Source organism: Brevundimonas sp. GW456-12-10-14-LB3 (genome assembly GCF_059424365.1).
This window is the reverse complement of sequence record NZ_JBWKZJ010000028.1, coordinates 18,437-39,443: the sequence shown is the minus strand read 5'-3', so window position 1 is coordinate 39,443 and position 21,007 is coordinate 18,437. Positions and strand designations below refer to the sequence as shown.

The following is a 21,007-nucleotide window of genomic DNA, read 5'->3' as shown; positions in this document are numbered from 1 at the left end:
GCCCTGCCCCCCTGCGTCCCCGCCTCGCCGCCCCGACGCCGCCGGGCGCGCCGCCGCCGGCCGACGTCTGGCGGGTCGATCCTTCAAACCGCAGCGGGGCCATGGCCCGCACCCTGCGCCAGGGCCTGCCCGGCTGCGCCTCGCCTGACCTGCTGAACGAGATGGAACGTCAGCATTGCCGCAATGAGTTCGCCCGAAGGGCCGAGAACGCGGCGCCCATCACCGGCTCGGGCAACCCCGAGCGCGACGCCCGCTTCGCCCGCGAGGGCGCGCGCCGTTTGGCGGAGTGGGAGGCGACGCGCCGTCCCCTGTCCGGCGGGGTCGGAGTCGTCGGTCCGGCGGACTGTGTCGGCTCGAACTTCGGCACGGGCTGTGCGGGCGCCCACCTGGACCCGTCCCTGGCGCCGGATTCCCGCCAGAACGTACAGACAGGCCGCGACGGCCACCGCGCCGCCGGCGCCCCTGTCACCCCCGGCGCCTCGGCCCCTAGGGAGCGCTGGAAGGACTGACGCATAAAAGAAGGGGCGGCCCCGTCGCCGGCGCCGCCCTCTTCAGTTCATCAAATCCGAACCCGGAGATCAGCCTTCGCTGCTCTCCAGCTCCAGTTGCAGATCGGCCGGCAGGGGCTCGATCGCGTCTTCGCGGGCCTGGGTCAGTTCGGCGTCGCGCTCGTTGGCGATCTTCTGCAGCGAGCGCAGATAGGCGCCCGTGCCCGCCGGGATCAGGCGGCCGACGATGACGTTCTCCTTCAGGCCTTCCAGCATGTCCTTCTTGCCGTGGACCGAAGCCTCGGTGAGGACGCGCGTAGTCTCCTGGAAAGAGGCCGCCGAGATGAAGCTGCGGGTCTGCAGCGACGCCTTGGTGATGCCCAGCAGAACCGGCTGGGTGATGGCCGGACGACCGCCGCGCTTCTCGACCTTGGCGTTCTCCAGAGCGGCTTCCGCCACCTCGACCGTGTCGCCGCGGATCAGGGTGGTTTCACCGGCGTCGATCACCTCGACCTTCTGCAGCATCTGACGCACGATGACTTCGATGTGCTTGTCGTTGATCGGCACGCCCTGCAGTCGGTAGACCTCCTGCACTTCGTTCACCAGATACTCAGCCAGCGCCTCGACGCCCTGGATGCGCAGCAGATCGTGCGGGTCCGGGTTGCCGTCGATGATGTAGTCGCCCTTCTGGATCAGATCGCCGTCGTGGACGGAGATGTGCTTGCCCTTCGGGATCAGGAACTCGACGGGTTCGCCCTGGACGCCGTCGGCGTTGGGCTCCGGCGTGATCTTGATGCGGCGCTTGTTCTTGTAGTCGCGACCGAACTCCACGCGACCGTCCATCTCGGCGATGACGGCGCAGTCCTTCGGACGACGGGCTTCGAACAGTTCGGCCACGCGCGGCAGACCGCCGGTGATGTCGCGGGTCTTGGCGCCTTCGGTCGGAACGCGGGCGATGATCTCGCCCGGCTTGACCTCGTCGCCGTTCGCCACGGACAGAACCGCGCCGACGGGCAGCAGATAGCGGGCGTCGGAGCCCGACGACAGCTTGGCGTAGGCGTCGCCCAGGGTGATGCCCATGGCCGGACGCAGGTCCGAACCGCGCGGGCTGGCGCGCCAGTCGCTGACGACGCGCTGGGCGATGCCGGTGGCTTCGTCGGTCTCTTCCTTGACCGACAGGCCCTCGACCAGGTCCTCGAAGCGCACCACGCCGCCGACTTCCGTCAGGATCGGGGTGGTGTAGGGGTCCCACTCGGCCAGGCGTTGGCCCTTCTTGACCGGATCGCCGTCCTTGACGCGGATGCGGGCGCCGTAAGGGGCCTTGTGCGTCTCGCGGTCCTTGCCGTCCACGACCACGGTCACGATGACGTTGCGGCTCATGGCCACCAGGTCGCCGTGGGCCGCAACGACGGTCGGGCCGGTGACCTTGGCCGTACCGGCGTTGGTCGCCTCCATGAAGGAGGTTTCCGCCACCTGGGCCGTGCCGCCGATGTGGAAAGTCCGCATGGTCAGCTGGGTGCCCGGCTCGCCGATCGACTGGGCGGCGATAACGCCGACCGCTTCGCCGATGTTGACGTTGGTGCCGCGCGCCAGGTCACGGCCGTAGCAGTGGGCGCAGATGCCGGCCTCGGCTTCGCAGGTCAGGGCCGAACGCACCTTCACCGACTGGACACCGGCGGCCTCGATGGCCTCGACGACTTCCTCGACCAGATAGGTGTCGGCGGGGAACAGGACCGTGTCCGTGCCCGGCTCCTTGATGTCCTCGGCCGCATAACGGCCCAGGACGCGCTGTCCCAGCGAGACCAGGACGTCGCCGCCCTCCATCACCGCACGCAGGGTGATGCCCCGGGTCGAGCCGCAGTCCTGCTCGGTGACGATCGAGTCCTGCGCCACGTCCACCAGACGACGGGTCAGATAACCCGAGTTGGCGGTTTTCAGCGCGGTGTCGGCCAGACCCTTACGGGCGCCGTGGGTCGAGTTGAAGTATTCAAGGACGGTCAGGCCCTCCTTGAAGTTCGAGGTGATCGGCGTCTCGATGATCTCGCCGGAAGGCTTGGCCATCAGGCCGCGCATGCCGCCCAGTTGCTTCATCTGGGCCTGCGAACCACGGGCGCCGGAGTTGGCCATCATATAGACCGAGTTGATGTCGGGGTTTTCGCCCTCGATCAGCACGCGCGGCTGCGCGATCTCGCCCATCATGGCGTCGGCGATCCGGTCCGTGGCCTTGGCCCAGGCGTCGACGACCTTGTTGTACTTCTCGCCGCGCGTGATCAGGCCGTCGGCGTACTGTTGTTCGTACTCCTCGACCTGGGTGCGGGTTTCGGCGACCAGCTCGGCCTTCTTCGCCGGAATGACGATGTCGTCCTTGCCGAACGAGATGCCCGCCTTGGCGGCCTCGCGGAAGCCCAGACCCATCATCTGGTCGGCGAAGATGACCGTCGCCTTCTGACCGCAGTGGCGATAGACCACGTCGATCAGGTTCCCGATCTCCTTCTTGGTCAGGTTCTTCTCGAGCAGGCGATAGCCGACGTTCGGGTTGCGCGGCAGCAGGGCGGCCAGCTTCATCCGGCCCGGCGTGGTGTCGATGACCTTGGTCACCTCCTTGCCCTCGGCGTCCAGCTCGGTCCAGCGCGCCTTGATGCGGCTGTGCAGGGTCACGACCTTGGCGTCCAAAGCGGCGTCGATCTCGCCGATGTTGGCGAACAGCTTGCCCTCGCCCGGCTCGCCGTCCTTGACCAGCGACAGATAGTACAGACCCAGGACGATGTCCTGCGACGGCACGATGATCGGCTTGCCGTTGGCGGGCGACAGGATGTTGTTGGTCGACATCATCAGGACGCGCGCTTCCAGCTGGGCCTCGAGGCTCAGCGGCACGTGAACGGCCATCTGGTCGCCGTCGAAGTCGGCGTTGAAGGCGGTGCAGACCAGGGGGTGCAGGCGGATGGCCTTGCCCTCGATCAGCTTGGGCTCGAACGCCTGAATGCCCAGACGGTGCAGGGTCGGGGCGCGGTTCAGCAGCACCGGGTGCTCGCGGATGACCTCGTCCAGGATGTCCCAGACGGCGGGCTGTTCGCGCTCCACCATGCGCTTGGACTGTTTGACGGTGCCCGACAGGCCCTTGGCGTCCAGGCGCGCGTAGATGAAGGGCTTGAACAGCTCCAGCGCCATCTTCTTGGGCAGGCCGCACTCGTGCAGCTTCAGCTCCGGACCCACGGTGATCACCGAACGGCCCGAATAGTCGACCCGCTTGCCGAGCAGGTTCTGGCGGAAGCGCCCCTGCTTGCCCTTCAGCATGTCGGCGAGCGACTTCAGCGGACGCTTGTTGGCGCCGGTGATGACGCGGCCGCGGCGGCCGTTGTCGAACAGGGCGTCGACCGATTCCTGCAGCATCCGCTTTTCGTTGCGGATGATGATGTCCGGAGCCCGCAGCTCCATCAGGCGCTTCAGACGGTTGTTCCGGTTGATGACGCGACGATAGAGGTCGTTCAGGTCGGAGGTCGCGAAACGACCGCCGTCCAGCGGCACCAGAGGACGCAGCTCCGGCGGAATGACCGGCACGATGGTCAGGATCATCCACTCGGGCTTGTTGCCCGATTCCAGGAAGGCCTCGATCAGCTTCAGGCGCTTGGACGCCTTCTTGGCCTTCATTTCCGACGGGTTGTCGGCCAGTTCGGCGCGGTGCTTCTCGGCCTCGGCGTTCAGGTCGATGCCCATCAGCAGGTTGCGGACGGCCTCGGCGCCGATTTCGGCGGTGAAGCCGTCGTCGCCGTATTCTTCCTGGTAGCGATAGAACTCGTCTTCCGTCAGCAGCTGGTTCTGCTTCAACGGGGTCAGGCCCGGCTCGGTGACGATGTAGTTCTCGAAATACAGGACGCGCTCGACGTCCTTCAGCGCCATGTCCAGCATCAGCGAGATGCGGCTGGGCAGCGACTTCAGGAACCAGATGTGGGCGACCGGGGCGGCCAGGTCGATGTGGCCCATCCGCTCGCGACGGACGCGGGCCAGGGTGACTTCAACCCCGCACTTCTCGCAGATGATGCCCTTGTACTTCATGCGCTTGTACTTGCCGCACAGGCATTCGTAGTCCTTGGTCGGGCCAAAGATACGGGCGCAGAACAGGCCGTCACGCTCGGGCTTGAACGTGCGGTAGTTGATGGTTTCCGGCTTCTTGATCTCGCCGAACGACCACGACCGGATCTTCTCCGGCGAGGCCAGGGCGATCTTGATCTGGTCGAAGGTCGGGGTGACCGGGACCGGGTTGAAGATGTTCAGGACTTCCTGGTTCATCTTGGGTTCCTTGCTGCGGTCGGAGACCGCGAAAAACTTAGTGGCGAGTGGCGAGTGGTGAGTGGCGAGTAAGAAGGGGGATCACGGCGCTGAATTTCTTCACTCGCCACTCGCCACTCATTACTCGCCACTCTGAGGCGCTACGCGCCTCAGCTGTTCTCCAGCTCCACGTTCAGACCCAGCGAACGCATTTCCTTGATGAGCACGTTGAAGCTCTCGGGAATGCCGGCCTCGAAGCTGTCGTCGCCGCGGACGATGGCCTCGTAGACCTTGGTCCGGCCGGCCACGTCGTCGGACTTCACCGTCAGCATCTCCTGCAGGGTGTAGGCGGCGCCGTAGGCTTCCAGAGCCCAGACCTCCATTTCCCCGAAGCGCTGACCGCCGAACTGCGCCTTGCCGCCCAGCGGCTGCTGGGTGACCAGCGAGTACGGGCCGATCGAGCGGGCGTGGATCTTGTCGTCGACCAGGTGGTGCAGCTTCAGCATATAGATGTAGCCGACCGTGACCGGACGCTTGAACTGCTCGCCGGTCTGACCGTCGTACAGGATCGACTGGGCCGACTTGTGCAGGCCGGCCTCTTCCAGCAGACGCTCGATGTCGCCGATGTGCGCGCCGTCGAAGACCGGAGTCGCGAAGGGCACGCCCTTGGACAGGTTCTTCGCCAGTTCGATCAGCTCTTCCTCGTCTTCCGGCAGCGGGGTTTCCGGGCCGTAGATTTCGGTCAGACGATCAATCAGCGCCTGCTTCTGACCACCCGCTTGCCAGGCTTCCAGCAGACCGGAGATCTGCTTGCCCAGGCCGGCGGCGGCCCAACCCAGGTGGGTCTCGAAGATCTGGCCGATGTTCATGCGCGAAGGCACGCCCAGCGGGTTCAGAACCACGTCCACGTGGGTGCCGTCCTCCAGGTGCGGCATGTCCTCGATCGGCAGGATCTTGGAGATGACGCCCTTGTTGCCGTGACGGCCGGCCATCTTGTCGCCGGGCTGAAGCTTGCGCTTCACGGCCACGAAGACCTTGACCATCTTCATCACGCCGGGGGGCAGTTCGTCGCCGCGTTGCAGCTTCTCGACCTTGTCTTCGAAACGACGGTCCAGTTGCTTACGCGCGTCCTCGAACTGGCGCTTCATCGCCTCCAGCTCGCCCATGGCCTTTTCGTCGTCCAGGGCGATCTGCCACCACAGGCCGCGGCTGACCTCGGCCAGCTTCTCTTCGGTCAGCTCGCCGCGACCGATGCCCTTCGGACCCGACACGGCGGTCTTGCCCAGCAGCAGCGGCTTCAGACGGCCGTAGACGTTACGCTCCAGAATCTTGAGCTCGTCGTCGCGGTCCTTGCCCAGGCGTTCGATCTCGGCGCGTTCGATGGCCAGGGCGCGTTCGTCCTTGTCCACGCCGTGACGGTTGAAGACGCGGACGTCGACGATCGTGCCGGCGACGCCGGGCGGCAGGCGCAGGGAGGTGTCGCGCACGTCGGAAGCCTTCTCGCCGAAGATGGCGCGCAGCAGCTTCTCTTCCGGGGTCATGGGCGACTCCCCCTTCGGCGTCACCTTGCCGACCAGGATGTCGCCCGGCTGGACCTCGGCGCCGATGGCCACGATGCCCGCCTCGTCGAGGTTGCGCAGGGCTTCCTCGCCGACGTTGGGGATGTCGCGGGTGATTTCCTCCGGCCCGAGCTTCGTATCGCGCGCCATCACCTCGAACTCCTCGAGGTGGATGGAGGTGAAGACGTCGTCGCGCACGATGCGCTCGGAGATCAGGATGGAGTCTTCGAAGTTGTAGCCGTTCCAGGGCATGAAGGCGACCAGGGCGTTGCGGCCCAGGGCCAGTTCGCCCAGGTCCGTCGACGGGCCGTCGGCGATCACGTCGCCGGCCTTCACCGCATCGCCCACGCGCACGATCGGGCGCTGGTTGATGCAGGTCGACTGGTTCGAACGCTGGAACTTCGACAGGCGATAGATGTCGACGCCCGAGCGGGCGGCGTCCACCTCGCCGGTGGCGCGCACGACGATCCGGGTGCCGTCGATCTGTTCGACGACGCCGTCACGACGGGCCACCACCACGGCGCCGGAGTCCACGGCCACGACCGCTTCCATGCCGGTGCCGACCAGGGGCGCGTCCGACTGCACCAGAGGCACGGCCTGACGTTGCATGTTCGCGCCCATCAGTGCGCGGTTGGCGTCGTCGTTTTCGAGGAACGGGATCAGGGCGGCGGCGACCGAAACGACCTGTTTCGGCGACACGTCCATCATGTCCACCGCGTCCTTGTTCAGGAGCTGGGATTCGCCGTTGATCCGGCCGGGGACCAGGTCCTCGACGATCACCCCGTCCTTCAGTTCGATGTTCGCCTGGGCGATCGTGTACTTCGACTCCTCCATGGCGGAGATGTAGACCACCTCGCCCTGGGCCTTGCCGTCCTTCACGCGGCGGTACGGGCTCTCGATGAAGCCGTACTTGTTGACGCGGGCGTGGGTGGCCAGGGAGTTGATCAGGCCGATGTTCGGGCCTTCCGGCGTTTCGATCGGGCAGATGCGGCCATAGTGGGTCGGGTGGACGTCGCGGACTTCGAAGCCCGCGCGCTCACGCGTCAGACCGCCCGGGCCAAGCGCCGACAAACGACGCTTGTGGGTGATTTCCGACAGCGGGTTCGTCTGGTCCATGAACTGCGACAGCTGCGACGAGCCGAAGAATTCGCGAACCGCCGCAGCGGCCGGCTTGGCGTTGATCAGGTCGTGCGGCATGACCGTGTCGATATCGACCGAGGACATGCGCTCCTTGATGGCGCGCTCCATCCGCAGCAGGCCGACGCGGTACTGATTCTCCAGCAGTTCGCCGACCGAACGGACCCGGCGGTTGCCCAGGTTGTCGATATCGTCGATCTCGCCGCGGCCGTCCTTCAGCCCGACCAGGATCTGCAACACCTTCAGCACGTCCTCCTTGCGCAGGACGCGGATCTCGTCCGAGACCTCGGGGGTCTCCAGACGCATGTTCATCTTGACCCGGCCCACGGCCGACAGGTCGTAGCGCTCGCTGTCGAAGAACAGCGAGTTGAACATGGCTTCGGCGGCTTCCGGGGTGGGCGGCTCGCCCGGACGCATCACGCGATAGACGTCGAACAGGGCGTCCTCGCGATTGTCGTTCTTGTCGATGCGCAGGGTGTTGCGCATATAGGCGCCGACCGTGACGTGGTCGATGTCCAGCACCTCGATGGTGGTGAAGCCGTTCTCTTCCAGCACCGCGATGGTGGCGGCGTCCAGCTCGTCCCCGGCCTCGGCGAAGATTTCGCCGGTCTCGAAGTTGACGGCGTCGTTCGCCAGATACTTGGTCACCAGGGCGTCGGCCGCCAGCGACAGCGACTTGACCGTTTCACCCAGCTTCTTGGCGGCGCGGGCGCTGATCTTCTGGCCGGCCTGGGCGACCACTTCGCCGGTGTCGGCGTCGATCAGGTCGAACTCCGGCTTCACGCCGCGCCAACGTTCGGCCTTGTACGGGGTGACCCAGCCCTCGCCGCGCTTCTCGTAGGGCACGGTCTCGTAGAAGGTCTTCAGGATCTCTTCGCCGTCCATGCCCAGACCCATCAGGAAGGTCGTGGCCGGCAGCTTGCGGCGGCGGTCGATGCGCACATAGACCACGTCCTTGGCGTCGAACTCGAAGTCCAGCCAGGAGCCGCGGTAGGGGATGACGCGCGCGGCGAACAGCAGCTTGCCCGAGCTGTGCGTCTTGCCCTTGTCGTGGTCGAAGAAGACGCCCGGCGAACGGTGCATCTGCGAGACGATCACGCGCTCGGTGCCGTTGACGATGAAGGTGCCCTTGTCCGTCATGAGCGGGATGTCGCCCATGTAGACGTCCTGCTCCTTGATGTCCTTGACCGAACGGGCTCCCGTTTCCTCGTCGGTCTCAAAGACGATCAGGCGCAGCTTGACCTTCAGCGGCGCGGCATAGGTCATGTCGCGCTGAATGCACTCCTCGACGTCGTACTTCGGATCTTCGAACTCGTAGGAGACGTATTCCAAGATGGCGCGTTCGTTGAAGTCCTTGATCGGGAACACCGACTTGAAGACCGCCTCGATGCCCTGCTCCTTGCGCTGGCCCGGACGGACCTCGCGTTGCAGGAACTGTTCGTAGGAGGCGCGCTGGACCTCGATCAGGTTCGGCATCTGCACCGCTTCGGGAATACGTCCGAAGGATTTGCGGATGCGCTTCTTGCCGGTGAACGAAGTGGCGGAAGCGATCTGACCGTTGATGGCGAGATCGTGGGCGACGTCAGTCATTCAGTGTTTCCCATGACGCACGACCCGGGGAAGCCGCGCGCGAAATGCAGCAGCCACGGCGCGCGTTTTCAGCGTCCGCAGCCAGGTTTTCGGCGTCCACCCTCGACCCGCTGCCGGGCCAGGACGCCTGAAATGTACCGGCTCCCTGGGGAAGGAGCCGCGCCTTCGCTCCGGTCGGAGGGCGACGGACCGGGCCTCGGCGCTTGCGCGCAGACTCTTTAAGAGTGTTGCGGAACGCGGACATATACTCGCTTCCGCGGCGAAATAAAGGCCCCTGCCCCATATTTTCGCGCCCATTCGCCAAGGCATTTAAGGCGGATTGACGGAGCGGCGAGTCGCGCCGAAGAGATGGCGTCAGGGGGAACCGCTCAGATGCAGAACCACGCTCGTCAATGCGCTGTCGCCTCGGCCTTGTGCGCCCTGCTGCTGGGCGGCTGCCTGTCGCTGGACGTGCCGGAGGACGCCTTCTTCTATCCGGACGCGCGCGTGGCGGCCGAAAAGATCGACCTGCCGACCGACGCCCCCATGGTCTTCCCCGCCGAAGTCGTTCGACTGAGGTATGCGGGCGGCGACATTGGGACCACGCGGATCAGGACCGGCCGCCGCGACGCGCCCCTGATCCTGTACTGCGGCGGCAACCTGTTTCGGCGCAGCAGCGGCGCCGGGACGGTCGCCAATGAGCTGGCGCCGTTCGGCGACGTGTTGATGTTCGACTATCCGGGCTATGGCGATACGGCGGGCCAGGCGGACTACGCCAATTTTCTCGCCGCCGGCGTCGCAGTCGCGGACGCGGCGCGCGCCCAGGCCGAGGCCGAAGGCCGCAAGCTGATCGCCTGGGGCCATTCCCTGGGCGGCCCCGTCTGCGCCCAGGCCGCCGCCTATATGAAAGCCGACGCCCTCGTTCTGGAAACCACCACCCCCAGCACGCGTGCGGCGGTGGACACGATGGTCGGCTGGGCCCGCCCCTTCGTTCGGGTGAACATCGCCCCGAACCTGGATGCTATCGACGTGCCGGCGGCGCTCAAAACCTATTCCGGCAAGGTGGTGGTGCTGGAGGCCGGACGCGACAAGACCCTGCCCCCGGCGCTCAGCCGCCGTCTGGCGCGCGAACTGAGGACCGAGGGTCTCAGGGTCGAACATCTGCTCTTCCCTCAGGCTGACCATGGCGACGTGCCGCAACAGGCCGATTTCAAACCGCGCATGGCCGCCGCCCTGGACGGGCTCTGACGAGCCCTAAGTCTCAGGACTTCAGCAGTTGCAGCAGGGCCTCCGCCGCGTCGCGCGAGGAGGCGGGGTTCTGACCGGTAACCAGCTTGCCGTCCACGACGACATGGGAGCCCCAGTCGGGGCCGCGCGAATAGTCGCCGCCGTTGGCGCTCAGCACGTTCTCGACCAGGAAGGGCACCACGGCCGTCAGGCCGACAGCCTCCTCCTCGGTATTGGTGAAGCCCGTGACCTTGCGGCCGTTGACCAAGGGCTGTCCGTCCGGACCGTTGACCGACTTCAGAACGCCCGGCGCGTGGCAGACCAAGCCCGTCGGCTTGTCCGCCTTGGCGAAGGCTTCGATCAGGGCGATTGAGGCCGGATCGTTGGCGAGGTCCCACAGCGGTCCGTGGCCGCCCGGATAGAAGACCGCGTCGAAATCCTCGGCCTTGACCGACGACAGTTCGACGGTCGAGCCCAGGGCGGCCTGGGCCTCGGCATCGGCCTTGAAGCGGCGCGTGTCCTCGGTCTGTGCGTCGGGATCGTCGCTCTTGGGGTCCAGCGGCGGCTGACCGCCCTTGGGCGAGGCCAGGACGATCTCGGCCCCGGCGTCCTTGAGCGCATAATAGGGGGCGGCCAGTTCCTCCAGCCAGAAACCGGTCTTCTTGCCGGTGTCGCCGAGCTGGTCGTGCGAGGTCAGCACCATCAGGATCTTCATTTCGGGGGCTCCTTTTCAGGCGTAACAGATGGGAAGCCGAACCGATCCGCCAAGGCCGCGCTTGCGACGCCTGTCGGCCTGGGGCAAGCCTGCCCCCTTCCCTGCCCCCAATGGAGACGGACGGATGAGAGCGTGGATCGCGGCCCTGGCCCTGCCTCTTGTGATGGGTGTATTGGCGTCGGCTTCAGCCGCTCGGGCCGATTGCGGCCTGGCGCCGGCCGGAACGACCCGCGCCCTGGCCCTGGGTCCGAACGGTCGGACGGTTCAGCTTCATACGCCGCGCGGATTTGACCCGAACCGCCCCGCTCCCCTGGTCTTTCTGCTGCACGGCAGCGGCGGCACGGGCGCCGAAATTCTGGCGTCCTCGGGTTTGGCCGAGACGGCGGATCGGCACGGCTTCATCGTCATTGCGCCCGACGGCGGCATTCCGGTGGAGCGCGGCTTCGTCTGGAACGTGCCGGGCGTGCCCACCATAGCGGGGACGATTCCCGGCCCGAACGACGCCGACGATGTCGCCTTCATGACCGAGACCATCGACGCCCTGGCCGATCAGGGCTGTATTGACCCGTCCAGGGTCTATGCGACCGGCCTGTCGGGCGGCGGCCGGATGACCTCCTGGCTGGGCTGCGCGGCCGCGGACCGGTTCGCCGCCATCGCTCCCGTGGTCGGGCTGCGCGCCGGACGGCCCGATCGGCGTGATCCTCAGCGCCCTGATCCCGCCACCTGCCGGCCGTCGCGCCCCATGCCGGTGATGGCCTTCGCCGGCGACGCCGACACCACCAATCCGATCCAGGGCGGCGGCGCCCCATATTGGAGCTACACCATGCATGCGGCCGAACAGCGCTGGGCCCAGTTGAACGGCTGCGCGGCCCCGCGTCCCACCGTCTGGGTCACGGCCCAGGTCTATGAAGAAGGCTATGCCGCCTGCCGAGACGGCGCCGACGTCGTCGGCCGCATCACCGCCGGCGGGGGCCACAGCTGGGTCGCCGACAACGACGCCATGTGGGCCTTCTTCGCCGCGCGGACACGCCCGCAGAACTGATACGGACTAGGCCCCAGCCATAGCGCTCACGGGCCTCAAGCAGCGCGAAGCGCGGTAGGCCAACTAAAAGGCCCGGCGGTTTCCCGCCGGGCCTTTCCGATCTTCAGCGGAGCTGAGACCCAGATTACTTGATCTGGACCTTGGCGCCGGCTTCCGTCAGCTTCTTGGCGATCTCGTCGGCTTGTTGCTTGGAGACGTTTTCGACGACGTTCTGCGGAGCGCCTTCGACCAGGTCCTTGGCTTCCTTCAGACCCAGGTCCGAACGGACGCCGCGGACTTCCTTGATGACGTTGATCTTCTTGTCGCCGCCGTCGACCAGGACGACGGTGAACTCGGTTTGCTCTTCAGCGGCTTCAGCCGGAGCAGCGGCGCCGCCGCCGGCCGGCATGGCCATGGCGACCGGAGCGGCGGCGGAAACGCCCCACTTTTCTTCCAGCAGCTTGGAGAGTTCAGCGGCTTCCAGAACGGTAAGCGCGGACAGGTCTTCGACGATCTTGGCGAGGTCGGCCATTGTCAGTTTTCCTTCGGAGGATTGGTTTCAGAGAATGATGCAGAGATGAAAGGGTCCGCCGCTTACGCGGCTTCCTTGGTGGCGTAGGCGTTGAACACGCGAGCCAGCTGACCGGCGGGCGCTTGCAGCACGCCGGCGACCTTGGTCGCGGGCGCGTTGAGCAGGCCGATGAGCTGAGCGCGGACTTCGTCGAGCGTCGGGAGTTTCGAGAGAGCCTCGACACCCTTCTGATCGACGACGGTTTCGCCCATGAAGCCGCCGATGATCTTGAAACGATCATTGGCCTTGGCGAACTCGGTGGCGACCTTGGCGGCCGTGCCCGGGTTCTCGGCATAGGCGATGCCCACGGGGCCCTTGAACAGGCCGTGGTAGTCGCTGCCTTCTTCGGCTTCGAGCGCCTTCAGCGCCAGGCGGTTCTTGACCACCTTGAACGCGCCGCCTTCTTTGCGAAGACGGCCGCGCAGATCTTCCATTTCCGCAACGGTCAGACCCAGGTTGTGGGTCACGACCACGGAGCCGGCGTCGGCGAACACGCTCTTGAGCGTCTCGATCGACTCGGCCTTTTGTGCGCGGTCCATTGCGGTCTCCAGTCTTGGTATTCGCCGCCGGGCTTATTCCCGACGACGGATTGGCCAAAGCGCCGCGCATCGCTGCGAAGCGTTGAGGCCGGTCTTATTGTCCGAAGGATGCGTCTGACTGCGTCCGTCCCGGAATGCGGGCTGACATCGGCAAGGTCGCGTCCCCATCTCCCCACGGCGCCAGAGGGCTCTCTGACAGTTACGGCCTGGGTGACCCCCACGCCCCGAAGTTCTCGGACAGGACCGTCAAAGGCGTGAACCTGTGACGGGAAGGCGCGCTAATACAGGCGCGGCCCGGCGAAATCAAGCCGGCTGTTCGTCCGTCGGCAGGGTTGCGGCGAATTCGAGGATCAAGGCCGCCAGATCCGGTTCGTTGACCGCCGCCGCCGCGGCTTGCGGCGTCATCCATCGCCGCTGGCGCTGATGGTCCTCAGGCCAGGCTCCGAGCTGGATCAGCACCTGCAGCGGATAGACGGAGACCACGCATTTGCGCTGCCCACCGTCCTTCAGGGTCTTGGCGTAGCGAAAGACGCCGATGGGCGCGTCTTCGACGGCCCCCTTGACGCCCGCCTCCTCCAGAGCCTCCTGCACCGCCGCCTGGGCGTCGGTCTTGCCGGCCATACGGCCGCCCTTGGGTATGACCCAGCGTCCGGTCTGGCGCGACGTGATCATGAGGATTCGGCGCTCGCCCTCCTCCACCCGCCAGGGCAGGGCCGCCACCTGACGCATTTCCGAGCGCGCCGTGCGCTTGGCTCCGCTGGCCATACGTCAGATCCCTTCCACCGCAGAAGGCCGAAAGACCGGTCGAGACCCCTTGCCTCGTCCCCGGCTCGCCCGACCATCCGTACCAAGACGGTCGATCGACCACATCTTCCCAAACGTCATCCGGCAGGCGGCGTCAAGACACTGGTAAACCCGATAAGGGATCAGGTTTGGCCAGGCGCCGTCGCCTCCTCGTCGCCCAGAATGTCCTGTCGGTAAATCATGGTGATGACGGTGTGCAGAACCAGGGCCAGGGGCGTTGCGAACAGGACCCCCAGCGGCCCGAAAAGCGTTCCTATCCCCACGACGGCGAAGATGCCCAGGACCACCGGCAGATTGGCGACGTTCTTCTGCACCATGGGGGTGATGAAGTTGCTCTCCAGCTGGGAAACGGCGACGTAAAGCCCCAGGGTCATCAAGGCGGTCTCCCAGCCCTGGGTCGCGCCCACCAGGACCGCCGGGATGGTGGAGACGATGGGGCCGACGATCGGCACGAACTGCGCCACGCCCGTCAGCAGCCCCAGACCCACCGCCGAGGGCACGCCGATCAGCGCCAGTCCCGTCCCCGTCAAGACCCCGACCAGCACCATCGAGAACAGCTGCGCCTTCAACCACCCCTTCAAGGCGCGGCCGCAGCTGTTCAGCACCTCGCGCAGGCGCGGCCGGTGGGTCTTGGGCGCCAGGGACAGAAGGCCCTCGCGCGATTTGGCGGGCTCGATGGCCAGGAAAACCCCGGCCACCATCACCAGAACCAAGGTGGTGGCCCCGGAGGCGAAGCCCACTGCGAACTTCTGCGCCACTTGCAGCGCCTGCCCCGTCTGTCCGCCCAGACTCTTCAGCTGGTCAAGCAGTTGGGCGGCGTAGGGCTGGGCCTGAATCCAGGACTGCACCCGATCCCAGCCCTGAGGCAGCACCGCCACAAGGGCCGCGATCTGTTCGGCGATCTGGGCGCCAAAGAGGGTCAGAACCCCCGCCAGGATCGAAATGACGATCAACAGGGACAGCAGAACCGCAGCGGGATCGGGCAGGTTGAACCACCGGACGATAGGGTCGGCTAGGGCCCTCAGAACGACCGCGGCCAGAATTGCACCGAAAACCAACAACCATAGGGTGTGTAGCGTGACAATCAGTTGGCCGGCGAAATAGACGCCCACCAGCACCACGGCGCCGAAGGCCAGCCTTCCCTTCCATGGATCGCGTCCGCCCTCATCCGCCGGCGCGCCCTGCGCCGCTCTTCCCAAACCGAACATTCGCTTCCCTTGTTTCGCCTGCCTACAACGCCGCCGGAGCGGCGCCGTTCGAAGCGATGACGAAAAGAGTTCGACCAGGTTCGTGGGACTCAGGGATGATCGCGTCCGTCATAGGCGGCCTGGGCCGCCTCCACCTCGTCCATATGGGTCTCCGCCCAGTCTATCATCGACTGCAGAGCCGCCAGAAGCGATCGGCCTAAGGGCGTCATGGCGTAGGTGACGGACACGGGCACGGTCGGCGCGACCGATCGGGAGACCAGCCCGTCGCGCTCCAGAGCCTTCAGGGTCTGGCTCAACATCTTTTGGGACACGCCGTCGATCCTATGCCTCAGCGCATTGAAACGCATCGGCCCGTCGCCCAGGACGATCAGGATCAGGGTGCTCCATTTGTCGGCGATCCGATCCAGGAGCTGGCGCGTCGGACAGGCGGCGCAAAAGACGTCGCCGCGCAGTCTGGTTTCCAGTGGGTGACCAGGTGAGAGAAAGGTGCCGTCTTGCATAGCCGATTTCCATAACGCACCTGGTCTCTATTGGAAACCTATGGAGACTTTCATGAAGATCGCAGTCTTGGGCGCCAGCGGTCGCGCCGGATCGGAAATCACCAAGGAGCTGGCCTCTCGCGGCCATTCAGTCGTGGCGATCGCCCGCAAGCCGGAAGCCATTCCCGTAGCGCCCGGCGTGACGGCGCTTGGGGGCGACGCCTCGGACGCTGCGGCCTTGGCGAACCTCATCAAGGGATGCGACGCCGTGATCAGCGCCCTGCACCACGACATCAAGGCCGAGACCCTGCTTCAGGCGCTGAAGACTGCGGGCGTGCCGCGCCTTCTGGTCACCGGCGGCGCGGGCAGCCTGGAGGTCGCGCCCGGTCTTCGCCTGATCGACACTCCCGATTTTCCGGAAGAATTCAAACCCTACGCCCTGCCCGGCGTCGCCTTCCTGGAGGATCTGCGGGGCGAGACCGAAACCGACTGGACCTTCTTCTCCCCTGCGGCCTTCATCGAGGAAGGACCGCGCCTGGGCGTCTTCCGCACGGGAACCGATCAGTTGATCGTCGACGCCGACGGACAGAGCCGCATCAGCTTCGCCGACTACGCCATCGCCATGGTGGATGAGTTGGAGCAGCACAATCATTCGCGATCGCGTTTCACGGCGGCCTATTGAGGGCTGGGCGGCGGGTCTTGATCCGCCGCCGTCTTCCAGGTCACAGATGAAACAGTCCCCGTGATCGTCGCCCGAAAGTCACCGCCCAACGGCCTGGGACATCGCCGCCTTCATTTCACGGCGCTGTTCGGCTGTGCATTCGAACTCGTCGCAGAGCACATTGCCCATCTCGGCCATGATTTCCGGCATGATCGCCTGGACCGCCTCCGCCAAACGCGGCGCGGCTTGATAGCTCTTGGTCACCATGGAGCGGCCGACGTCGCTCTGATAGAAGTCGACCAGGGCCTGGAGTTCTTCCAGAGTGAAGATGTCGGCGTAGATCGGCGCCATGGCCTCGAACATGCGCGGCATCATGCGCGCCGTCACCTCCCCCATGACCGCACGGAACTTGGCGGCCTCATCTTCGGACATGCCTTCGAGCTCGGCGGGCATCATCATCGACGTCATCTGACCCAGGGCGGCGCCCAGTTCCTCTCCTTGCATCAAGGAGACGAACTTGTTTGCGAGCGCCAGCCGCGCCGCGCCGTCATCGCGCGTCTCGGCCAGGGCGGCCGGCGCGCAGAACAGTGTCAGGGCCAACATCAGCCCGCCGAAAAAGTGTCTCATCCTAAACCCCCGGTTAGACGCCCACCCTGCCGGGCCGTCCGGTTAGAGACAAGAAAAAAGCGGCGGGGATCGCTCCCCGCCGCTCTTCGATACCGATCGTCTTTCGACGCAGACGGCTTAGGCGCCCAGCGAGGCCGGATCGACCTTGAAGCCCGGGCCCATCGTCGACGACAGGCTGATGCGCTTCACATAGGTGCCCTTGGCGCCCGACGGCTTGGCGCGGACCAGGGCGTCCACGATGGCCTTGACGTTGGCCTCCAGAGCTTCCTGGGTGAAGGAGACCTTGCCGACGCCGGCGTGGACGATGCCCGCCTTCTCGACGCGGAACTCGACCGCGCCGCCCTTGGCGTCCTTGACGGCCTGGGCGACGTTCGGGGTCACGGTGCCGACCTTGGGGTTCGGCATCAGGCCGCGCGGGCCCAGCACCTTACCCAGACGGCCGACCAGGGCCATCATGTCCGGCGAGGCGATCACGCGGTCGAACTCCATGAAGCCGCCGGCGATCTTCTCGTACAGGTCTTCGGCGCCGACGTGCTCGGCGCCGGCCGCGACGGCTTCAGCGGCCTTGGCGTCCTTGGCGAAGACGGCGACGCGGACGTCACGGCCGGTGCCGGACGGCAGGTTGACCACACCGCGGACCTGCTGGTCGGCGTGACGCGGATCGACGCCCAGGTTGACGGCGATTTCCAGGGACTCGTCGAACTTGGCCTTGGCGTTTTCCTTGGCCAGCTTGATGGCGTCGGAGAAAGGCAGCAGATCTTGGGTGACGCCGGTGCGGGCCTTCTGGGCCTTGGTTTGCTTGGCCATGTGCTTAGCCCTCCACCACTTCGAGGCCCATCGCGCGGGCGGAGCCTTCGATGATCTTGGTCGCCGCGTCCAGGTCGTTGGCGTTCAGATCCTTCATCTTCTTCTCGGCGATCTCGCGCAGCTGGGCCACGGTGATCTTGCCGGCGACTTCGCGACCGACCAGCTTGGAGCCCGACTTCAGGCCGGTGGCCTGCTTCAGGTACCAGGTCGCCGGCGGCGTCTTGGTGACGAAGGTGAACGACTTGTCCTGATAGACGGTGATGACGGTCGGAAGCGGGGTGCCCTTGGCTTCCTTCTCGGTGCGCGCGTTGAACTCCTTGCAGAAGCCCATGATGTTCACGCCGCGCTGACCCAGAGCCGGGCCGATCGGGGGCGAAGGCGTGGCCGAACCGGCCGGCACTTGCAGCTTGATATAGCCGAGAATCTTCTTGGCCATTGGTCTCTCCTATGAATGACCCGACGAACGAACGACGAGCCGGTGAGCCGTGGTGCGGCATGGCGGCCTCCCACGGATTTGACGCTCCACGAGCCGAGGCCCGCCGAGCGAAGGCGCGCGTGTAACAGAGCGGGACTGGAAAGGCAAACGCGACTGGCGCTCCCATCCCCCGCTTCGTCATCCTCGGGCTTCACCCGAAGTCCGGACGCGGATCGGGCTGTGCGTCGTCCGAGGCGCAATGCGAGGCGACTGACGATCCGATCCTCGGATCAAGCCCGAGGATGACGGCGGGAAACGATCCACACGCCACAACGAAAAAAGCCGCGCCCAGTCGGACGCGGCTTCAAATCCCGGCAGGGGCGCGGCTTCAGCCGGCGACCTTCTCCACCTGGCCGTATTCCAGCTCGACCGGCGTGGCGCGGCCGAAGATGGAGACGGCGACGCGCAGGCGGGCCTGTTCTTCGTCGACGCTCTCGACCGAACCGTCGAAGCTGGCGAACGGGCCGTCGATGACCTTGACCTTCTCGCCGATGTCGAAGCGGATGGTGGGCTTGGGACGTTCGACGCCCTCCTCCACCTGGCCGATGATGTTCTGAACCTCACGTTCCGAGACCGGCAGGGGCTTGGTGCCGCCGGCGGCGCCCAGGAAGCCGGTGACCTTCGGCGTGTTCTTGACCAGGTGATAGGCTTGGTCGGTCATTTCCATCTTCACCAGCACATAGCCGGGGAAGAACTTGCGTTCCGAGTTCACCTTGCGGCCGCGACGGATCTCGACGACGTCCTCGGTCGGCACCAGGATTTCGGAGAAGGCGTCTTCCAGCCCCTGTTGCTTGGCCTGCTCGCGCAGTTGCTCCGCCACCTTCTTCTCGAAGTTCGAGTAGGCGTTGACGATATACCATTTGTGGCGCGGGTTGGCGGGCTTTGCGGGCGCTGCATCGGTCATGGGCGCGTCTTTCTCAGGATCCGAGAGCGATGATGTAGCGGAAGGCGAAACCAAGGCCGGTGTCCACGACCCAGAAGAAGATCGAGGCGATCACCACCATGATGAAGACCATCACCGAGGTGATCCAGGTCTCCTTGCGGGTCGGCCACACGATCTTGCGGCCCTCGGCGCGAACCTGGCTGAAGAACTGCGCCGGGCTGGTGCGGGGCTTCTTGGGCTCGATCGGATCGACGACGACGGTGGCGCCGGCCGCGACGGCCTGGGGCTTGGAGCCGGCCTGGGGCCGCTTGCCGGGTGATTTGGCCTTGGCCATCAGTTGCTCTTCACACAATTGTTCCTGTCGCCCCAGATGGGTAGTCCCATCCGGAAGCGACAGGGGGGATTGGCAGGAGTTGGGGGACTCGAACCCACGACCCCCGGTTTTGGAGACCGGTGCTCTACCAGCTGAGCTAAACTCCTAGACAATCGCGCGAACCGTCCGGCCCGCGCGTTCGCCAGAGGGGGGCGTATGCCCCACGCGGCCCGTCATTTCAAGGGCGATGTCGCAGTTCCGCTTCAGTCTTCCAGATGGGCGGCGATGGCTTCCCGCTCGGCCTCGGCCTTCACCAGTTCCTTGAAGATCAGCTTGTCGATGCGGCGGTCGTCCATATCGACCACCTCGACCTCGAATCGGCCGACCTGCAAGATCTCGCCCTCGTCCGGGACGCGCGAAATCTGATGCAGAATCAGGCCAGCGACGGTGTGGAAACCCTCGTGCTCGCCGAAGTCCTCGCCCAGGGTATCGGCGAGATCGTCGAGATCGGTCTGTCCGTCCACCAGCCAGCTGCCGTCGGGGCGCTGATGAATCCAGGCGTCGTCTTCATCGTGACCCTCGTTGAAGTCGCCCGCGATCATTTCCAGAATGTCGGTGGCGGTGACGACGCCTTCGAAGGCGCCGAACTCATCGACGATGAAGGCCATATGGACCTTGGAGCCCTTCAGGATCTCCAGGGCCTTCAGAACCGAGGTCGATTGCGGAATAAAGGCCGGTTCGGCCACCAGGGGTTCGATGTCGAACTTGCCGTCCGTCAGGAGGGCGTCCAGCAGATCCTTCTTGTGCACCACCCCAAGGGGATTATCGACGTCGCTCTCACGCGCCACCACGATCCGGGAATAGGGGCAGGTGCGGATCTCTTCGCGCAACACCGCCTCGGGATCGTCCAGGGCGATCCAGAAGACTTCGTGGCGCGGCGTCATGGCCACCCGCACGGGCCGGTCGCCCAGGCGCAGGATTTCCTCGATCATCACCTGTTCTTCGGGCTCGATCAGGCCTGCGGAGGTGCCTTCGGCCAGGATCGTCGCCACCTCTTCCTGGGTGACGTCCGAACCGTCACGATCCTTGACGCCCAAAATCTTCAGAATGCCCGAGGTCGAGGCCGTCAGCAGCAGAACAAAAGGTTTCAGAGCGACGGCCAGGGTGGAGATGGGCGCGGCCATCTTCGCCGCAATGGTTTCAGGGAAGATGAGGGCCAGCCGCTTGGGCACCAGTTCGCCGACGATCAGCGAAACATAGGTGATGCAGACCACGACCAGGGCCGTGGACACGATTTCCGTGTAGGCCGACAGGGCCGGGAAGCTGACTTCCAGAATATGGTCCAGTTCGGCGGCGATGGTGGCCTGACCATAGGCGCCGGCCAGAATGCCGATCAGGGTGATGCCAACCTGGACCGCCGACAGGAACTGCGTCGGCTCCTCTGACAGTTTCAGCGCCTTGCGCGCCCCGCGATCGCCTTTTTCAGCCCGGCTTTGGAGGCGGGATTTTCGCGAGGAGACCACGGCCAACTCGGTCATGGCGAACAGGCCGTTGAGCACCACAAGGAGCAGAACGACGGCAATAGCGATGAGTAACATCTAGGGGTTTTTGGGGACCGACGCGGCGCGACATTCGGCGTCCGCGCGCCTATACTATGA

Annotated in this window: 18 protein-coding genes and 1 tRNA gene; 4 read left to right on the top strand and 15 right to left on the bottom strand. The window is 65.6% G+C overall.

Translation table 11 applies throughout. The features are described 5' to 3' along the window. Window positions 1-509, top strand: a 509-nt coding sequence (locus AC07XS_RS11615) for a hypothetical protein (protein ID WP_321208089.1), incomplete at its 5' end; no start/stop codon positions are given. A 69-nt stretch (window positions 510-578) separates the two neighbouring features. On the opposite strand, the gene rpoC is transcribed toward AC07XS_RS11615, so the two are convergent. Next, window positions 579-4,775, bottom strand: coding sequence for a DNA-directed RNA polymerase subunit beta' (rpoC, locus tag AC07XS_RS11610; protein WP_182714532.1), 4,197 nt, complete (start codon window positions 4,773-4,775; stop codon window positions 579-581). A gap of 149 nt (window positions 4,776-4,924) precedes the next feature. Further along, on the bottom strand, window positions 4,925-9,040 hold the full coding sequence (gene rpoB / locus AC07XS_RS11605) for a DNA-directed RNA polymerase subunit beta (protein ID WP_182714531.1): 4,116 nt from the start codon (window positions 9,038-9,040) through the stop codon (window positions 4,925-4,927). A gap of 372 nt (window positions 9,041-9,412) precedes the next feature. Between rpoB and AC07XS_RS11600 the strand changes: the two genes are divergently transcribed. Further along, complete coding sequence (locus AC07XS_RS11600; protein WP_182714530.1) at window positions 9,413-10,267, top strand: alpha/beta fold hydrolase; 855 nt, start codon at window positions 9,413-9,415, stop codon at window positions 10,265-10,267. Window positions 10,268-10,280: 13 nt separating this feature from the next. Here AC07XS_RS11600 and AC07XS_RS11595 read toward each other — a convergent pair whose 3' ends face one another. Further along, complete coding sequence (locus AC07XS_RS11595; RefSeq protein WP_054765988.1) at window positions 10,281-10,961, bottom strand: type 1 glutamine amidotransferase domain-containing protein; 681 nt, start codon at window positions 10,959-10,961, stop codon at window positions 10,281-10,283. A 124-nt stretch (window positions 10,962-11,085) separates the two neighbouring features. Here AC07XS_RS11595 and AC07XS_RS11590 point away from each other — a divergent pair, with 124 nt between their 5' ends. After that, on the top strand, window positions 11,086-12,003 hold the full coding sequence (locus AC07XS_RS11590; protein ID WP_082382707.1) for a CE1 family esterase: 918 nt from the start codon (window positions 11,086-11,088) through the stop codon (window positions 12,001-12,003). Between the two features lie 124 nt (window positions 12,004-12,127). Here AC07XS_RS11590 and rplL read toward each other — a convergent pair whose 3' ends face one another. The 5 genes from rplL to AC07XS_RS11565 form a co-directional block, all read right to left on the bottom strand. After that, window positions 12,128-12,514, bottom strand: coding sequence for a 50S ribosomal protein L7/L12 (rplL, locus tag AC07XS_RS11585; RefSeq protein ID WP_152950534.1), 387 nt, complete (start codon window positions 12,512-12,514; stop codon window positions 12,128-12,130). 62 nt (window positions 12,515-12,576) lie between these two features. Next, complete coding sequence (gene rplJ / locus AC07XS_RS11580) at window positions 12,577-13,092, bottom strand: 50S ribosomal protein L10 (protein WP_182714529.1); 516 nt, start codon at window positions 13,090-13,092, stop codon at window positions 12,577-12,579. Window positions 13,093-13,395: 303 nt separating this feature from the next. Then, complete coding sequence (locus AC07XS_RS11575) at window positions 13,396-13,857, bottom strand: NUDIX hydrolase (protein ID WP_054765991.1); 462 nt, start codon at window positions 13,855-13,857, stop codon at window positions 13,396-13,398. A 161-nt stretch (window positions 13,858-14,018) separates the two neighbouring features. Next, complete coding sequence (locus AC07XS_RS11570) at window positions 14,019-15,104, bottom strand: AI-2E family transporter (RefSeq protein ID WP_054765992.1); 1,086 nt, start codon at window positions 15,102-15,104, stop codon at window positions 14,019-14,021. 89 nt (window positions 15,105-15,193) lie between these two features. Continuing rightward, a complete protein-coding gene (locus AC07XS_RS11565) occupies window positions 15,194-15,604 on the bottom strand; it encodes a winged helix-turn-helix transcriptional regulator (RefSeq protein ID WP_054765993.1) in 411 nt (136 codons plus the stop codon). 52 nt (window positions 15,605-15,656) lie between these two features. Here AC07XS_RS11565 and AC07XS_RS11560 point away from each other — a divergent pair, with 52 nt between their 5' ends. Continuing rightward, complete coding sequence (locus AC07XS_RS11560; RefSeq protein ID WP_182714528.1) at window positions 15,657-16,265, top strand: NAD(P)-dependent oxidoreductase; 609 nt, start codon at window positions 15,657-15,659, stop codon at window positions 16,263-16,265. 78 nt (window positions 16,266-16,343) lie between these two features. On the opposite strand, the gene AC07XS_RS11555 is transcribed toward AC07XS_RS11560, so the two are convergent. The 7 genes from AC07XS_RS11555 to AC07XS_RS11525 form a co-directional block, all read right to left on the bottom strand. Continuing rightward, window positions 16,344-16,871: a DUF2059 domain-containing protein gene (locus AC07XS_RS11555; RefSeq protein ID WP_182714527.1), complete on the bottom strand. Its 528-nt coding sequence runs from the start codon at window positions 16,869-16,871 to the stop codon at window positions 16,344-16,346. Window positions 16,872-16,988: 117 nt separating this feature from the next. Then, a complete protein-coding gene (gene rplA / locus AC07XS_RS11550) occupies window positions 16,989-17,678 on the bottom strand; it encodes a 50S ribosomal protein L1 (RefSeq protein ID WP_054765995.1) in 690 nt (229 codons plus the stop codon). A 4-nt stretch (window positions 17,679-17,682) separates the two neighbouring features. Then, on the bottom strand, window positions 17,683-18,114 hold the full coding sequence (gene rplK / locus AC07XS_RS11545; protein WP_054765996.1) for a 50S ribosomal protein L11: 432 nt from the start codon (window positions 18,112-18,114) through the stop codon (window positions 17,683-17,685). A 367-nt stretch (window positions 18,115-18,481) separates the two neighbouring features. Beyond that, a complete protein-coding gene (gene nusG / locus AC07XS_RS11540) occupies window positions 18,482-19,057 on the bottom strand; it encodes a transcription termination/antitermination protein NusG (RefSeq protein ID WP_054765997.1) in 576 nt (191 codons plus the stop codon). Window positions 19,058-19,070: 13 nt separating this feature from the next. Continuing rightward, window positions 19,071-19,370, bottom strand: a complete 300-nt coding sequence (gene secE, locus AC07XS_RS11535) for a preprotein translocase subunit SecE (RefSeq protein ID WP_182714526.1) — start codon at window positions 19,368-19,370, stop codon at window positions 19,071-19,073. A gap of 70 nt (window positions 19,371-19,440) precedes the next feature. Then, window positions 19,441-19,516, bottom strand: a tRNA-Trp gene (locus AC07XS_RS11530). 96 nt (window positions 19,517-19,612) lie between these two features. Further along, window positions 19,613-20,947, bottom strand: a complete 1,335-nt coding sequence (locus AC07XS_RS11525) for a hemolysin family protein (RefSeq protein ID WP_182714525.1) — start codon at window positions 20,945-20,947, stop codon at window positions 19,613-19,615. Between the last annotated feature and the right edge of the window lie 60 nt (window positions 20,948-21,007).

Bases quoted from the DNA above. Each gene is read 5' to 3' on its own strand.
- rpoB (WP_182714531.1), bottom strand. From the start codon at position 9,040: ATGACTGACGTCGCCCACGATCTCGCCATCAACGGTCAGATCGCTTCC.
- AC07XS_RS11555 (WP_182714527.1), bottom strand. From the start codon at position 16,871: ATGAGACACTTTTTCGGCGGGCTGATGTTGGCCCTGACACTGTTCTGC.
- AC07XS_RS11560 (WP_182714528.1), top strand. From the start codon at position 15,657: ATGAAGATCGCAGTCTTGGGCGCCAGCGGTCGCGCCGGATCGGAAATC.
- nusG (WP_054765997.1), bottom strand. From the start codon at position 19,057: ATGACCGATGCAGCGCCCGCAAAGCCCGCCAACCCGCGCCACAAATGG.
- AC07XS_RS11590 (WP_082382707.1), top strand. From the start codon at position 11,086: ATGAGAGCGTGGATCGCGGCCCTGGCCCTGCCTCTTGTGATGGGTGTA.
- secE (WP_182714526.1), bottom strand. From the start codon at position 19,370: ATGGCCAAGGCCAAATCACCCGGCAAGCGGCCCCAGGCCGGCTCCAAG.
- AC07XS_RS11570 (WP_054765992.1), bottom strand. From the start codon at position 15,104: ATGTTCGGTTTGGGAAGAGCGGCGCAGGGCGCGCCGGCGGATGAGGGC.
- AC07XS_RS11565 (WP_054765993.1), bottom strand. From the start codon at position 15,604: ATGCAAGACGGCACCTTTCTCTCACCTGGTCACCCACTGGAAACCAGA.
- rplA (WP_054765995.1), bottom strand. From the start codon at position 17,678: ATGGCCAAGCAAACCAAGGCCCAGAAGGCCCGCACCGGCGTCACCCAA.
- rplL (WP_152950534.1), bottom strand. From the start codon at position 12,514: ATGGCCGACCTCGCCAAGATCGTCGAAGACCTGTCCGCGCTTACCGTT.
- AC07XS_RS11600 (WP_182714530.1), top strand. From the start codon at position 9,413: ATGCAGAACCACGCTCGTCAATGCGCTGTCGCCTCGGCCTTGTGCGCC.
- rpoC (WP_182714532.1), bottom strand. From the start codon at position 4,775: ATGAACCAGGAAGTCCTGAACATCTTCAACCCGGTCCCGGTCACCCCG.
- rplK (WP_054765996.1), bottom strand. From the start codon at position 18,114: ATGGCCAAGAAGATTCTCGGCTATATCAAGCTGCAAGTGCCGGCCGGT.
- AC07XS_RS11525 (WP_182714525.1), bottom strand. From the start codon at position 20,947: ATGTTACTCATCGCTATTGCCGTCGTTCTGCTCCTTGTGGTGCTCAAC.
- AC07XS_RS11595 (WP_054765988.1), bottom strand. From the start codon at position 10,961: ATGAAGATCCTGATGGTGCTGACCTCGCACGACCAGCTCGGCGACACC.
- rplJ (WP_182714529.1), bottom strand. From the start codon at position 13,092: ATGGACCGCGCACAAAAGGCCGAGTCGATCGAGACGCTCAAGAGCGTG.
- AC07XS_RS11575 (WP_054765991.1), bottom strand. From the start codon at position 13,857: ATGGCCAGCGGAGCCAAGCGCACGGCGCGCTCGGAAATGCGTCAGGTG.